The organism is Rossellomorea vietnamensis, assembly GCF_008180415.1.
Lineage (GTDB): Bacteria > Bacillota > Bacilli > Bacillales > Bacillaceae_B > Rossellomorea > Rossellomorea vietnamensis_C.
The window spans coordinates 702,788-717,361 of sequence record NZ_VTEI01000002.1 but is presented as its reverse complement, the minus strand read 5'-3'; the positions used below and the strand labels follow the sequence as shown (position 1 = coordinate 717,361).

At 42.3% G+C, this 14,574-nt stretch carries 12 protein-coding genes; 10 read left to right on the top strand and 2 right to left on the bottom strand.

Annotation, left to right across the window (positions count from 1 at the left end; translation table 11 throughout):
* Positions 1-174: 174 nt before the first annotated feature.
* The 6 genes from FZC78_RS06140 (at position 175) to FZC78_RS06115 (ending at position 8,943) form a co-directional block, all read left to right on the top strand.
* Positions 175-1,950, top strand: a complete 1,776-nt coding sequence (locus FZC78_RS06140) for a methylmalonyl-CoA mutase family protein (RefSeq protein WP_148938735.1) — start codon at positions 175-177, stop codon at positions 1,948-1,950.
* Entirely contained in the window at positions 1,940-4,096 is a 2,157-nt protein-coding gene (scpA, locus tag FZC78_RS06135; protein WP_148938734.1) for a methylmalonyl-CoA mutase, read from the top strand. Before FZC78_RS06140 ends, scpA begins: the two co-directional genes overlap by 11 nt.
* Positions 4,097-5,131 carry a methylmalonyl Co-A mutase-associated GTPase MeaB gene (gene meaB / locus FZC78_RS06130; RefSeq protein WP_148938733.1) on the top strand — a complete coding sequence of 345 codons (1,035 nt, stop codon included), beginning with the start codon at positions 4,097-4,099 and terminating at the stop codon, positions 5,129-5,131.
* 1,757 nt (positions 5,132-6,888) lie between these two features.
* The gene (locus FZC78_RS06125; RefSeq protein ID WP_148938732.1) at positions 6,889-7,473 is read left to right on the top strand and encodes an isochorismatase family protein; all 585 of its coding nucleotides are present in this window, start codon (positions 6,889-6,891) and stop codon (positions 7,471-7,473) included.
* Between the two features lie 167 nt (positions 7,474-7,640).
* Positions 7,641-8,261 (top strand): HAD family hydrolase, encoded by a 621-nt coding sequence (locus FZC78_RS06120; RefSeq protein WP_148938731.1) that lies wholly within the window; start codon positions 7,641-7,643, stop codon positions 8,259-8,261.
* Between the two features lie 79 nt (positions 8,262-8,340).
* Positions 8,341-8,943, top strand: a complete 603-nt coding sequence (locus FZC78_RS06115; RefSeq protein WP_148938730.1) for a hypothetical protein — start codon at positions 8,341-8,343, stop codon at positions 8,941-8,943.
* Positions 8,944-8,975: 32 nt separating this feature from the next.
* Here FZC78_RS06115 and FZC78_RS23500 read toward each other — a convergent pair whose 3' ends face one another.
* A complete protein-coding gene (locus tag FZC78_RS23500) occupies positions 8,976-9,149 on the bottom strand; it encodes a hypothetical protein (protein ID WP_187444816.1) in 174 nt (57 codons plus the stop codon).
* A 179-nt stretch (positions 9,150-9,328) separates the two neighbouring features.
* Between FZC78_RS23500 and FZC78_RS06110 the strand changes: the two genes are divergently transcribed.
* The 4 genes from FZC78_RS06110 (at position 9,329) to FZC78_RS06095 (ending at position 13,626) form a co-directional block, all read left to right on the top strand.
* On the top strand, positions 9,329-9,739 hold the full coding sequence (locus FZC78_RS06110; RefSeq protein ID WP_148938729.1) for a MerR family transcriptional regulator: 411 nt from the start codon (positions 9,329-9,331) through the stop codon (positions 9,737-9,739).
* A 46-nt stretch (positions 9,740-9,785) separates the two neighbouring features.
* Positions 9,786-11,048: a hemolysin family protein gene (locus FZC78_RS06105; protein ID WP_148938728.1), complete on the top strand. Its 1,263-nt coding sequence runs from the start codon at positions 9,786-9,788 to the stop codon at positions 11,046-11,048.
* 288 nt (positions 11,049-11,336) lie between these two features.
* Complete coding sequence (locus FZC78_RS06100; protein WP_148938727.1) at positions 11,337-12,380, top strand: ArsR/SmtB family transcription factor; 1,044 nt, start codon at positions 11,337-11,339, stop codon at positions 12,378-12,380.
* Between the two features lie 139 nt (positions 12,381-12,519).
* Positions 12,520-13,626, top strand: a complete 1,107-nt coding sequence (locus FZC78_RS06095) for an MFS transporter (RefSeq protein WP_252183522.1) — start codon at positions 12,520-12,522, stop codon at positions 13,624-13,626.
* Positions 13,627-13,968: 342 nt separating this feature from the next.
* Here FZC78_RS06095 and FZC78_RS06090 read toward each other — a convergent pair whose 3' ends face one another.
* Positions 13,969-14,490 (bottom strand): cysteine hydrolase family protein, encoded by a 522-nt coding sequence (locus FZC78_RS06090; RefSeq protein WP_148938726.1) that lies wholly within the window; start codon positions 14,488-14,490, stop codon positions 13,969-13,971.
* Positions 14,491-14,574: the final 84 nt, after the last annotated feature.

Here is a 14,574-nt window from a genome sequence, read left to right as displayed (position 1 = left end):
TCCCTCTAGTACTTTAAAGCAGTGGAGCGCATTTATTAAAGTTTCACCGCTATCATTGAAGTGGCCGTAGTTTTTTTATATACTGAAATAGCATTAGTATAAAAATTTTGAATAGTCTACAGGTTTTATGAAACCGATTACAAAAATCGGGAGGGGGAAGCGTTAAGCGAAAGTATGGACATTAATAAAATGAAAACGACCTCATTTGAACGAGTGGGTCTCCAAGAGTGGAAGGCCAAAGCCGAGGAATCACTTAAGGGCAGACCAATAGACCAATTATATAAGGAAACATATGAAGGAATTACCTTAAAGCCCTTGTACACAAAAGAAGATATTGATAAAAAACAATCAACAGAGCGTCATTCTTCAAAGAGGGACTGGAAGGTAGCGCAAAGAGTGACAGCAGAAGATGAGGACAGTCTGCCGGAACGGCTTTCCACCGCTCTGACAAGAGGGCAGGACACAGTGTCTTTTACAGATTACAACGGAAGTCTCAGCAAGAATGTCATGGAGAAGATTTTCACTCTGGCAATCAAAGAAAAAGCGCCTTTATTTCATATTGCCTCTCTAGATTCAGAAGGCTTCAGCCTGCTTAAAGAAGGATATTCTCGCCTGACAGGTGTATTCGGAGCAGATCCTGTCACTGATATGGTGGTGAAAGACTCTTCAGAAACAATGAATACTTGGATAGAACACATTACATATTTAAATGAGAGCGCTCCTGAATTAAGAACCATCGTGGTGGATACATCCTCATTAAATGAAGCTGGAGCTAATGCCATTCAGGAAATGGCCTATGCGCTGGCTGCAGGAGTTGCCGTAATAGAGAAACTCAAGAAAGAGGGATGGACTGCGGAACAAGCTGCAGGGAAGCTGATCTTTAACTTCTCCATAGGAAGCAGTTTCTTTACAGAGATAAGCAAGCTCCGCGCTTTCAGGACACTTTGGAAAAATGTTGCAGAAGCGTACGAGCTAAATGATACAGAGGCCGTCCTCAGTGCAGAGACCTCAGTGTTCACAAAGTCAAAGCTGGATCCTTATGTCAATATGCTGCGTGCAGGAAATGAAACTTTTTCAGCGGTGCTTGGCGGGGCAGATTATATTCACACAGCCCCTTTCGATGAAGTGTCAGGAACAACTTCACCTTTCTCTGAGAGAATCGCCCGCAACACTCAGTTGATTCTAAGCCATGAATCCCACCTGAACAAAGTGAGCGACCCGGCAGGTGGTTCTTACTACATTGAATCACTGACAAACACCTTGGCAGAACAAGCGTGGAAGAAGTTCCAGGAACTTGATGGAAACGGCGGGTTGATAAAGGTCCTGAGGGGTGGAACTCTACAGAATGATATCAAGCTTGTGTTTGATAGAAGACAGAAGGATGTAGCCATAAGAAAACAAAATTTGATTGGAACAAATGTATTTTCCAATCTAGAGGAATCTCCAGCAGGAAATTTGTCATCTGAGCAAAAGCAGCCGCCGCATGGAATAAAGCGCCAGCGCCTTTCAGCTGATTTTGAAAACCTTCGAGAGAGAGCTTTGAGCTTAAAAGACAAACCTCTAGCCGGTTTGATCCTTCTCGGAAAGATTAAGCAGCATAAAGCCAGGGCAGATTTTGTAAGCGGGTTCCTCGCTGCGGGCGGTATCGGTGTGCTGCCAAGCAGGGAGTGTCTGACGGTAGAAGATGCTGCTGCTTTCACTGAAGAGTTGAAAGCGGACTATTTCGTGATTTGTGGAAGAGATGAAGACTATGAAGCTATGGCAAAAGAAATTCTGGCTTCTATCAAACGTGAGGGCCGGCAGATAGATTTAGCAGGAAGACTGAGTAAGGATGCAATGGAAGAATTACAGGAAGCCGGACTGGACAGCAGCATTTACCTGGGGCAGAACATGACAGAAAAATTAGATGCGCTTTTAAGAGGATGGGAGGGTACTTCAAATGAAAAGTAAACCTAATTTTCAAGACATAAATATAAAGCAAGTAAATCATAGTGAAGGTCACCAAATCCCAGCCTCTGCTTTTGAGACCAACGAGAAAATTCCAGTAAAGCCTTTTTACAATGAACAAGATACTAAAGATATCTCACATGGTGACGACCTTCCGGGAATTGCTCCCTTTACAAGGGGGCCATACCCGACAATGTATGTAAACAGGCCATGGACGGTGAGGCAGTATGCAGGTTTTTCAACTGCGGAAGAGAGTAATGCATTTTACCGCCGAAATCTCGCAATGGGCCAAAAGGGATTATCGGTTGCCTTTGACCTTGCGACTCACCGTGGCTATGATTCAGACCATCCCCGTGTTGTCGGCGACGTTGGGAAGGCTGGTGTGGCAATAGATTCCATTCTGGATATGAAGGTCCTGTTTGATGGGATCCCGCTTGATCAAATGTCCGTGTCAATGACAATGAATGGTGCCGTATTGCCGATACTCGCCTTCTACATCGTGACGGCTGAAGAGCAGGGAGTCTCACCAGAAAAATTATCAGGAACTATACAAAATGATATTTTAAAAGAGTATATGGTGCGCAATACTTATATCTATCCGCCGGAAATGTCCATGAAAATCATAGCGGATATATTTGAATATACCTCAAAAAATATGCCGAAGTTCAACAGCATCAGTATATCAGGGTATCATATGCAGGAAGCGGGAGCTCCGGCGGACATAGAACTTGCCTACACACTCGCAGACGGCCTGGAATATGTCAGGACAGGCCTTAAGGCAGGTATACCGATTGATAAATTTGCGCCAAGGCTATCTTTCTTCTGGGGAATCGGGATGAACTACTTCATGGAAGTCGCGAAAATGAGGGCTGCCAGAAGGATTTGGGCAAGCATGATGAAGACGTTTGACCCTCAAAATCCTAAGTCGATGGCGTTAAGGACACATTCTCAAACATCTGGATGGAGCTTGACGGAACAAGATCCGTATAACAACGTCACCAGAACATTGATTGAAGCGCATGCTGCGGCGATGGGGCATACACAGTCCCTTCATACCAATGCCTTGGATGAAGCAATAGCCCTGCCGACCGATTTTTCAGCCCGGATTGCAAGAAATACACAATTATATCTTCAGGAAGAGACAGGGATAACGGATGTCATTGATCCGTGGGCGGGATCTTACTACGTTGAAAGCCTGACCAAGCAGCTGATGGATAAAGCATGGGAGCATATCGAGGAAATCGAAGAATTGGGAGGCATGACCAAAGCGATTGAAACCGGCTTGCCTAAAATGAGGATTGAAGAAGCTGCTGCTGAAAGGCAGGCGAAAATTGATTCAGGTAAAGAAGTCATTATCGGTGTAAATAAATACCGCCTTGAAAAAGAAGATGATCTGGATGTATTGGATATCGATAATACTGAAGTCCGCCGCAAGCAAATCGAAAGGCTGGAGAGATTAAGGTCGGAGCGTGATAACAATAAAGTAAAAGCAGCGTTGGATGAACTGGCAAACTCAGCGAAAACAGGAAAGGGCAACCTTCTGGAATTTGCTGTTTCAGCTGCCAGGGCACGCGCTTCGCTTGGAGAGATATCGGATGCGATTGAAAATGCGTCGGGCCGCCATAAAGCAGTGATCCGCTCAATCAGCGGTGTCTACAGTTCCAATTTTTCAAATGAAGAAGAAATCAACAGGGTGAAAAGAATGGCCGAAGAATTCAGCGAGGATGAAGGGCGCCGGCCCAGGATCATGATTGCCAAGATGGGGCAGGACGGTCATGACCGCGGTGCTAAAGTAATTGCCACAGCATTTGCCGACCTCGGATTTGACGTGGATATCGGACCGCTTTTTCAAACACCTGAAGAGACTGCACTGCAAGCGGTGGAGAACGATGTCCATGTTATAGGAGTCAGTTCCCTGGCAGCCGGACACAAAACACTGCTTCCTGCTCTAAAAAAAGAGCTTGCTAATCTGGGCAGGGAAGATATCCTCATCGTCATCGGCGGCGTCATTCCTCCTAAAGATTACAGTTTCTTAATGGAAAACGGGGCTGCAGCCATTTTTGGGCCTGGAACAGTCATACCGGTTGCTGCACAAAAAGTGATAGAAGAAATCTACCGCAAACTCGGGTATGAGGAAGTGACAGAGTAGATGCCGGATTCCTTCAATCAGGGAAACAAGCCCAAGATGTTCAGGAAAAAATCACAAGCTCATCAACCTATTCATGAACTGATACATGGAGTAAAGTCGGGAAACAGACGTGATCTTGCCAAAGCCATAACACTTATTGAAAGCAATTCACAAGAACACTTTCAGCGGGGGCAGGAGCTGCTCAAGGAGTTGACTCCCCATACAGGGAACAGTATCAGAATTGGCATTACCGGCGTTCCAGGTGCAGGGAAAAGCACTTTTATAGAAACATTTGGTGAATCGCTTTGTGAGCAGGGATATAAAGTGGCCGTACTGGCGGTGGATCCCAGTTCTACCGTTACAGGAGGGAGCATCCTTGGCGACAAAACAAGGATGGAGAATCTGTCACGGAACCCAAATGCTTTTGTCCGGCCATCCCCTTCAGGAGGAGTGCTCGGCGGGGTACACCGGAAGACACGTGAAACGATGCTTCTATGTGAAGCAGCAGGCTATGATGTCATTCTGGTAGAGACGGTAGGTGTCGGGCAGAGCGAAGTCATTGTGAGGGGAATGGTCGACTTCTTCATGCTGCTTGTTATAACTGGAGCGGGAGATGAACTGCAAGGCATGAAAAAAGGCATCATGGAGCTTGCCGATTTGATTGTGGTCAACAAAGCAGATGGTGACAATCTGCCTGCAGCCGAGAAAACAAGAAGAGAATATAAAGGGATTCTTCATTTCCTGCAGCCGGCGACTAAAGGCTGGGAAACTCAGGCAGTTACCTGTTCGGCGCTGCACGGGAAAGGAATTGGAGACATATGGGAAGCCATCGCAGATTTCCAAACTGCAACAAAGGAAAGCGGAGTTTTTTCCGCCCGAAGGAAATCTCAAACAAAAGAATGGCTTCACTCCATGATTGCAGACAGGATTTTGAACAGCTTTTTTCATGACCCTGATATAAAAAGAAACTTTCCGGATATTGAAGCAGAAGTGATTTCTGGAAGGAAGACTGCTTCTCAAGCGGTCGAACGGTTAATGGAACTCTATAAAAAATGACAGCAGGCAGCTTATCATCTTCTTCGGAATCTGGATAAGCTGCCGTTTTTTATATGTGATGAGTCTAATTATTCATAAAAAATCCCTAGAGGAATTCCTTCTTCAACCAATGAATTTGGCGAGCCGGCATATTATTTGAAAAGGCCCCTTTAAACATCTTTACTGCTATTTAATATAGGTTATTAGAGTATTGCCTTTATTCAATTATATTCAAAAATCCTTTTGTGTTTAATTGATGATTGGAGCTGCAAGTGTACGACCTCCTGCTGGAATAGAGGGACAGGTGAGACCCCGCAGTCGAACCGAGGAGAGGCTGCTTGAAACATTCATCCTATATATAAATACACCAACTAGTAGACCGATTAATAATTTCAATACAAGTGCTAGGTACCCAAATTCTTAGGGTGGGATGTAAAAGGTCACCAAGGGAGCATCTAGGTGCCCGAGCTCTTGTGGTAAACCTAAAAAAGGTCACCAAGCGAGTGTCTAGGTGCCTAAACTCTTGTGGTAAACCCAAATAAGGTCACCAAGCGAGTGTCTAGGTGCCTAAACTCTTGTGGTAAACCCAAATAAGGTCACCAAGCGAGCATCTAGGTGCCTGAACTCTTGTGGTAAATTCAAAAAAGGTCACCAAGGGAGTGTCTAGGTGCCCAAACTCTTGTGGTAAATTCAAAAAAGGTCACCAAGCGAGTGTCTAGGTGCCTAAACTCTTGTGGTAAACCCAAATAAGGTCACCAAGGKAGCATCTAGCTGCCCAAGCTCTTGTGGTAAACCTAAAAAAGGTCACCAAGGAAGCATCTAGGTGCCTAAATTCTTGGTGTAAACCCAAATAAGGTCACCAAGGGAGCATCTAGCTGCCCAAGCTTTTGTGGTAAACCTAAAAAAGGTCACCAAGGGAGCATCTAGGTGCCCAAATTTTTGGTGTAAACCCWAAAAAGGTCACCAAGGGAGCATCTAGGTGCCCAAACTCTTGTGGTAAACCCAAAAAAGGTCACCAAGCGAGCATCTAGGTGCCCAAATTCTTGGTGTAAACCTAAAAAAGGTCACCAAGGGAGCATCTAGGTGCCCAAGCTCTTGTGGTAAACCTAAAAAGGTCACCAAGGGAGCATCTAGGTGCCTAAACTCTTGTGGTAAATTCAAAAAAGGTTACCAAGGGAGCGTCTAGTTGCCTAAACCCTTGTGGTAAATTCATAAAAGGTCACCAAGGGAGCATCTAGGTGCCTAAACTCTTGTGGTAAATTCAAAAAAGGTCACCAAGCGAGTGTCTAGGTGCCTAAACTCTTGTGGTAAACCCAAATAAGGTCACCAAGGGAGCATCTAGGTGCCCAAATTTTTGGTGTAAACCCTAAAAAGGTCACCAAGGGAGCATCTAGCTGCCCAAGCCAAGCTCTTGTGGTAAACCTAGAAAAGGTCACCAAGGAAGTGTCTAGGTGCCCAAATTCTTATGATAAAGCAGAAAAAGGTCACCATGAGGCTCACCGTGCACCCCGCGGAGTCGAGAACCTGGAGCGGAAATCTATTTATTTCAGAACAGCCAATAGGCATCAGCTACTGACTATTTTTTTATGTGTATAACATTGATACTAGCCTCGTATAACTCAACCATTTAGTTTGTAATTAGTAGTTTGTTCGAAAACAGAACCCATAACCATTTTTGCGAAAACAGCCTTTGAAAAGTATGTATCAGATTCCGTCCTCCTGGTTAGGTTAAGTCTGCGGATACCAAACTAGAGTTATGCAGACAGGAGAATGAGCAAATGCAAAAATTGTTAAATCTTCCTGCACTATTGATTCTGGATGTACAAAAAGGTTTCGATGATCCCTACTGGGGACAACGTAATAATCCAGAAGCCGAATTAAATATGGCAAAGCTGCTGACTGAATGGAGAAAGAGAAGAGGCACAGTACTTTACTCTAAGCACTTATCCTTGCAGCCTGACTCACCTTTGTATCATCGAAATCCGGAAGGCACCCAATTCAAAGATATTATACAGCCGGCTTCAGGAGAAAAAATCTTTCCGAAAAACGTCAATAGTGCTTTCATTGGTACAGACCTGCAATTGTATCTCGACAAGCAAGAAATAAAATCTCTCGTGATAACGGGTTTATCAACCCAGCATTGTGTTTCGACAACCACACGTATGAGCGGCAACTTTGGGTACCAAACCTATCTCGTCTCTGATGCCATTGCGGCTTTTGAAGTAACCGATTCGAAAGGTAAGAAATATTCACCTGAGTACATCCAGAAGGCTGAGCTGGCAATGCTTCACAAAGAATTTGCTACTATTATCACCACTGATGAAATCCTTAATCAGTTAGACCAGTTACCCTTACAGCGTTAGTATTTAGGGGATTGCTGAGGAATTAAGTCTATTAAAGCTTCAGGCAGCGGTTCTGCCTGAAGTATTTTTTTAGTTCCCTCCTATTCCCGTCATGGGATAAGAAGGGATTTGTCTCCGAATAAAGAAGTAGTACATATATAAGAAAATAGGTAAAGGAGAATAGTGGAATGGACAGCATTATTTTTGATTTGGACGGTACTTTGTGGGACTCGATGGATACGGTCCTGACAGCTTGGAACAGCATAACCAAGGAACATCCTAAAGTTGCCCGCGAATTCACAAGGGAGGAGTTCAGTTTTACAATGGGCCTGCAAATTCAGGAAATAGGAGAGCAGCTTTTCCCTTCCTTGTCTGAAGTTGAACGGGAGGCACTACTAAAAGAGTGCTGTGACTTGGAAAGTGAATACTTAGGAAATCAAGGCGGCGATCTATACGATAAGGTCGAGGAAGTACTGGGTGTTCTAGCAGGTAAGTATAAATTATACATAGTCAGCAATTGTCAGGACGGATACATAGAGGCATTTTATAAATACCATGAACTTGAAAAATATTTTATGGATTATGAGAATCCTGGCAGGACAGGGCTTTCCAAAGGAGAGAATATCAAACTCATCATGAAAAGGAACAATCTTTCCAGTCCTGTATATGTAGGAGATACTGAAGGTGATCTGAGGGCGGCAGAATATGCTGGCATGCCATTTGTTTACGCAAAGTATGGCTTTGGGGAAACAAAGGAATGGGATTACTCCATAGAAAAATTTGAGGAGTTAACTGATTTGTTCATTTAGTATAAAAATTTTCAAAATAATGAAACTTTTTCCATTTAGTAATCTTCTAATGAGAAAAATCAATTAGAAGGTGAAGAAGATGGAAAACATAAATTTTGAAGAGAATACAACCATTAAATCTGGTAAAAGAAAATTTTGGCTAGCCAAAACGTTGTCTGTTATCTTCATAGCCGCCAGTTTCTCTCTACTTATGTTTTTTGGAGCAGCGGAGTCAGGACTGATTGAAAGGGGAAATGGAGAAGCTGCCCCTTCAGGTTTCTTTAAAACGGAACGAGGTCAGATAGAATTACCTTCACAATTGAAATTTCCTGAATTTGTTCCTTTTGAGGTGGCAGAGACCTCACCTGTGGAAAAGATAGAGATGGAAGCTCCTTCTCTAAGCCCTTACTGGATTAAGATAGAAGGGAAGGAAGAACAAGTCCTGCATCTCAGATATACTCCAGGAGCCAGGTTAGTTGACCAAACTGACGAAAATCTGCCCGAAGCTGTCAGAGAAACCTCTATTGAGGTCGAAGCAGTGACGGTTAATGGAACAGCCGGAAACTATCATGAAACCAGGTTCTCGAGCATCCTTTCATGGCAGGAGGAGGATGTTTCCATGACGATTTCTTACGACCGTGGAAGTTCGGATAAAATGCTGGGCAAATCTGAACTTATTTTGGTGGCGGAATCCCTTAAATAAATTATGACAGAAGAAGAGGCCGTTTCCGTAAATCAGCAGCCTCTTTTTTCTATGGTTTTCTTGATTCCTTTTACTTCAACATTATTTTTAAAAAGCTCTTCGCTAAAAGATTGTTGCTTTTGGATGGCTATTTGAATTTCTCCCCTTTCACGTATGGGGATTGGAACGGAAGGCGTGCGACTGGAGTGGAAATCCATCTCTTCCATAGCCACAATCTTTACGAAAACAGCCTTTTAAAAAAAGAAAAGTCCGGATTCACCTTCTCTTTCTGTTGTTTCAAGGGTTTAGCATCATCGAAATTACCATTAAAACTAAACCATTACGTAGAACTGTACACTTTATTAGAAAGAGAGTATAATAACGCTGAGGTGATTTATTTGGGAAGTTGTATAAGATAGGTGAACTGGCTAAAGTCTGTGAAGTTTCCAGGCGAACGATCGATTACTACACGAGAATGGGGCTTCTTGAATGCACCAGATCTGCTAATAACTATCGCTATTATGATACCAATGCCCTGGAAAACTTAAAGTTGATTGAACACTGCCAGCAAAATCACATGACACTGGCTGAGATCAAACAGAGATTGTCACTAAAGAAATCAAATAATATAGATTATAGAGTGGTTGAGGAGCAAGTCAATCATATCCAGAATGAGATGGATCATTTGAATGGTGAGATCAATGACATTCTTCAAGTTGTGAATTCACTAAATGAAGAAGACAAAAAGAAAGTTTTGAACAAAGTGTCCCCTCAAGCGGTAGCATTGCTGCAATCACTGGTAATGCTTTCGGTTTGATCAATATAAATAATAGTTGAAAATATTTTAGGAGCGTGACGTTTTTTTGGACGATATACCACTGTATTCATTGATTATTCTAGGTGTTTTAATTTTACTTTCTGCCTTTTTCTCTTCTGCAGAAACTGCGTATTCAAGTGTCAATAAAATCAGATTAAGGAATTATGAGAGTGAAGGCGCAAGAGGCAGCAAGAAGGCACTCTATATTGCTGAAAACTTTGATCGTGCCTTATCAACAATTCTGATTGGAAACAATATTGTAAATATAGCAGCTGCAAGTATTTCAGCTAAACTGGCAACCGATCTTTTTGGAGGAAACGCTGGATTGGTCATCAGTACTTTTGGCATGACGATATTAATCCTGATCTTTGGAGAAATTTTGCCGAAATCATTGGCTAAAGAAAATGCTGAAACCTACTCTTTGCAAATATCTGGCATACTCTATCTTTTAATTAAGGTTTTAACTCCAGTTAATTTCTTCTTTATCAAATTAAAGGATTGGGTATCCAGGGTTTTTTCAAAAAACGACTACATGCCATCAGTCACTGAGGAAGAGTTAAAAGTGATGTTGGATATAAGTGAAGAAGAAGGAGTCATTGACAGAGATGAAAGAGAATTGATTCACCGGTCAATGGATTTTGATGATATCATGGTATCGGAAGTATTGACACCGAGAATTGATGTCATGGCAGCAGAAGTGAACCAGTCTGTTGAGGAAATAAAAGAGATCTTTTTCGAAGAGCGTTTTTCACGTATTCCTATTTATGAAGATCACATAGATAATGTTATCGGTATCCTTTCAGAGAAGGAATTCTATACTCACTTATTAAAATATGGTGAAGCGAATATCAGGGAATTGATACGAGAACCAATGTTTGTCTTTGAATCAGCCAAAATTTCTACTCTGCTGACTAAATTGCAAAAAGATAAAGTTCATATGGCAATCGTGGTGGATGAATTCGGAGGAACAACCGGTTTAATCACACTTGAAGATATTCTTGAAGAGATAGTTGGAGAGATTTGGGATGAACAAGATGAAAAATTTCATTCCATGAAAAAAATCAGTGACAATGTCTATACATTCGATTCCCAGTATCAGCTGGACGAATTCACTGATTTACTAAACCTTCCTGAACCTGAAAGCTCCTACCATACAATAGGAGGATGGGTTGTGGAAAGCTTTGAAGATATCCCTTCAGAGGGAGAAAGCTTTGACTATGAGAACGTAAAAATTACGGTTGAAGAAGTGGACAACCGAAGAATCAGGACCATTAGAGTGGAAGTCTCAGAAGAGGCAGTCACAGAATAAATAGAACTATTTTAAGATGTCAGCCATAGGCTGGCGTCTTTTTTTGTCGGAGGAAAAACCTCATTCAGATATGAGTTAAAGGCTTTTAACGCCAATTCAGAGGGAGAATTTTTTATGAGTAACTTATGTGCTTACCTGCAGATTGAATACATTTTATCTTTATGTGATGCTTTATTGCTCATACTAGCCTGTAAACTAAACATACTTTCAAATTAACTCCAATTTTAATTCTATATTCCTTGAACTGATAATTCTAATATTATAGAATGTAAAAAGGGAGGTTTTAGAATGGATATTTATTCTATAGGAAGCAGGAGAAGAGAAACATACAGGATTGAGTTTAAATCTTCCCTCTTGTGGGAGACTGCACTGGGAATTGCAGCAATCACCAATGAGTCTTTGGTTGAAACGCTTGATTTTTCAAAAGAAGAAATGGACGGGATATGCAGGTCCTTCTCCAGGGAACTAAATGACCAGCTTACATATGTCAAAGAAAATAACACATGGAAAACACTTCTTCAGTTGCTTCATCAGGAGGACTTTCAGAACTTAGCCTCTTTTGCCTCCTATGTCAGGGATTTATCTGAGGAAGAGCTCAAGGAGGCTGCCATTCCTTACTTAGGGAAAAACATGAACACAGCAGTTTCACAGCTTATACATGGTTCTAGGGAAGCGTTGGAAATGCTGCAGGATAAAACAAGGGAGAACTCATTTATTCCTGCCTATTTAGAGTTCATTTTTACAGTAGAGGCGGAAGAGTTAAAACATCATCTGATTACAGTTATGCAGTACTGGTATGACACTGTGATAAAGCCCCAGGAAGGTAACTTGGAGGCAATCTTTCAAAGAGATATGGAAGCGAAGCGTAACATGAATGAGAAGATGAAACCGGAGCAATTTGTCGAGTGGGCAACGGATGGCATTAAATATAGGCCGGAACCGAGTGTGTTCACTGTTTTATTGATTCCTCACTATTTTTATCGTCCATGGAATGTTGAGGCTGACCTGGAGGGCACCAAGGTTATTTATTACCCTGTAGCGAATGAAAGTCTTTCACCAGACAGCCAATATGTTCCTGATAAAATGCTCGTTCAACGGTACAAAGCATTGGGAGACGGTAACCGTTTGAAAATCCTGAAACTCATCAGCGAAAAAGCAAGGACCCTTCAAGAACTGACAGAGATTATGGGAATGGGGAAAACGACTGTTCATCACCACTTAAAGCTATTGAAATCGGCACGTCTTGTAACCGATAGTGCATCGAAATACTATATAAATGAGCAAATTCTTCATTCAGCGGCAGAAGAACTTAAAAACTTTTTAAAAAAGTAACGGCGCAAGGGGAGACTAAATGGAAGAGTTAATGAGCAAGGTGCCAATTGAAGAGGAACGGCCCCAATTTAAAAAGAATTATCAGGTGTTTAGGTTTATTGGGGGAAATCTAGTGTCTTTCTTTGGAGATTAAATTTACATGATCGCTCTGCCGCTTATCGTGCTCGCGATTACCGGCTCTCCGTTGAGTATGGGAATCGCGGCTGCGCTTGAAAGGCTGCCGATCCTTTTACAGCCACTTGCGGGTGTTTTGGCTGACAAACTGAATAGAAAAAGGATCCTGCTTTTCTGTGATTCGGGAAGGTTCATAATAAGCGGGGTAATGGGAATTCTCTATTTGCTGGGTAATCTTTACTTCTGGGAAATCTGCCTTGCAGCACTCGTGATGGGGATTTTGACTCAACTCTATAATACTTCTCAATTTGCATCCGTTCCAAAGCTGGTGCGAAAAAAAGATTTGCAGCTGGTGAATTCCATCAATACAGGTATTTTTCAAACAGCTGTTTTTATTGCCCCCGGCCTCGGCGGTATCTTAATCAGCATATATAATCCTGGAATTGGCTTGCTGATCAACAGTTTATCATTTGCGATGGGTTTTTTGGTTGTCTTTAGTTTGAACCTTTCACATGAGAAGCGGGAGAAGGGCAGCGGATGGCTGGCTGAAGTGAAAGAAGGCTTTGTGTTTGTAATAAAAGAGAAGCCGATTCTTTATACCAATCTGGCCATGCTCTTTTCGGTGTTTGGCACCACCCTTTTTATCACCATGCTGGTGGTCCACCTTAAATTGACAGCAGGTTTCAGTTCCGCTGAAATAGGATACCTCTTGTCAATTGGAGGCGCTGCAGCCATTGCGGGTGCTTTACTGACGAATTTCATCAAGCAGGCTTTTACATACAGGATGATCCTTTTTACAGGAGGAACGATTGGAGGGGCTTCAATAATCGGATTTGGACTGGCCGACTCATTTGTTCTTCTGGCAGTAATGAACGCAATCGGTACAATTTCGGCAGCCATTATGAGCACCTGCATCGTGACGATCCGCCAAATCTTAAGCCCGGAGCAATTGGTGGGACGTGTTGGAGCTACAAGCCGGTTCATGACCTGGCTGTTAATGCCCCTGGCAGCATTGACAGCCGGGGTGATAGCTGAAACGTTTGGAACCGGCCATGCTATTGTCATTGGCGGTTTGATAGCAGTCCTGTCTTCATTCATTTATTTGGCGCCGTCACTTAAAGCCATAAACTAATGGCTGTATTAGCTTGCACATAAATTTTGACACAGTGTACGTCTTTTGCTTGGAGTGACTTTAATCTCCTTCGCTGGGAAGACTAAAGTTCCAGCATATAGTTTAAATAAATGAGTAAATTCGCTTCTAGAGAAAAGGTAATAAAAGCTTTTATAGGCTGTTTTCACAAATACTGTTGCTTTCAAAAAATCCCATCGGAAACTAAGTTGTTCTCTCTCTAAGCTGGAGAACAGCTTTTTTCATTCCTGGATACCAGGATATTTCCACTGCAATATTGTGTTCTCTTATAAAATTCTTATAAATAACAACAAAGTTTTCTAAAAGAGTCTCTTAAAAGGCTCCTTAAGAAGATATAAATTCTTCAGTCAATACTGTTTCGGCAAACCAGCGCAAAACCTCGTTATGATGCTCAATGATAGAAGAGGCTGAAAGGGTTTCCTTATGGAAAGTCGAATGAGCATCCTTAACCAAGGTCATCTTGTAGCCAAGGCTGAATCCTATTCTGCAGGCTGTATCGACACAGGCTTCAGTCTGGATGCCGGTTATGATCAGGTGTTCAATTTCCATTTGGCGCAAGTATTTCTGCAGGCTGGTTTCATAAAAGCTGTCAGGCGTTTTCTTATGTATGATCATATCCTCTGCTGCGGGCGATAAATTGTCATGAAGGCCCCATCCTTCCGTGTTTTTCTCAAGGGGACTGTTATTCGGGCCGGAATGTTGAACGAATATGAGAGGAATACTTCTATCTCTTGCATAAGAAATCATTTTTTGGATATTTTTAAGTAGTTCATTCCCTTTATGAACAGGCGGATCCATTGTAAACATAGCGCGTTGAACATCTATGACTAGTAAAGCTGTCTTCATCCTATTCCTCCTGATTTACATTTTTCTATTTTAAGCCGGGAGTATTCATTATGCTATTAGCTGGCCGTCTATCCCGCTGTTTCT

Coding starts and splice junctions, on each gene's coding strand:
- meaB (WP_148938733.1), top strand. CDS start 4,097: ATGCCGGATTCCTTCAATCAGGGAAACAAGCCCAAGATGTTCAGGAAA.
- FZC78_RS06100 (WP_148938727.1), top strand. CDS start 11,337: ATGGATATTTATTCTATAGGAAGCAGGAGAAGAGAAACATACAGGATT.
- FZC78_RS06090 (WP_148938726.1), bottom strand. CDS start 14,490: ATGAAGACAGCTTTACTAGTCATAGATGTTCAACGCGCTATGTTTACA.
- FZC78_RS06120 (WP_148938731.1), top strand. CDS start 7,641: ATGGACAGCATTATTTTTGATTTGGACGGTACTTTGTGGGACTCGATG.
- FZC78_RS06095 (WP_252183522.1), top strand. CDS start 12,520: ATGATCGCTCTGCCGCTTATCGTGCTCGCGATTACCGGCTCTCCGTTG.
- FZC78_RS06125 (WP_148938732.1), top strand. CDS start 6,889: ATGCAAAAATTGTTAAATCTTCCTGCACTATTGATTCTGGATGTACAA.
- FZC78_RS23500 (WP_187444816.1), bottom strand. CDS start 9,149: ATGGAAGAGATGGATTTCCACTCCAGTCGCACGCCTTCCGTTCCAATC.
- scpA (WP_148938734.1), top strand. CDS start 1,940: ATGAAAAGTAAACCTAATTTTCAAGACATAAATATAAAGCAAGTAAAT.
- FZC78_RS06140 (WP_148938735.1), top strand. CDS start 175: ATGGACATTAATAAAATGAAAACGACCTCATTTGAACGAGTGGGTCTC.
- FZC78_RS06115 (WP_148938730.1), top strand. CDS start 8,341: ATGGAAAACATAAATTTTGAAGAGAATACAACCATTAAATCTGGTAAA.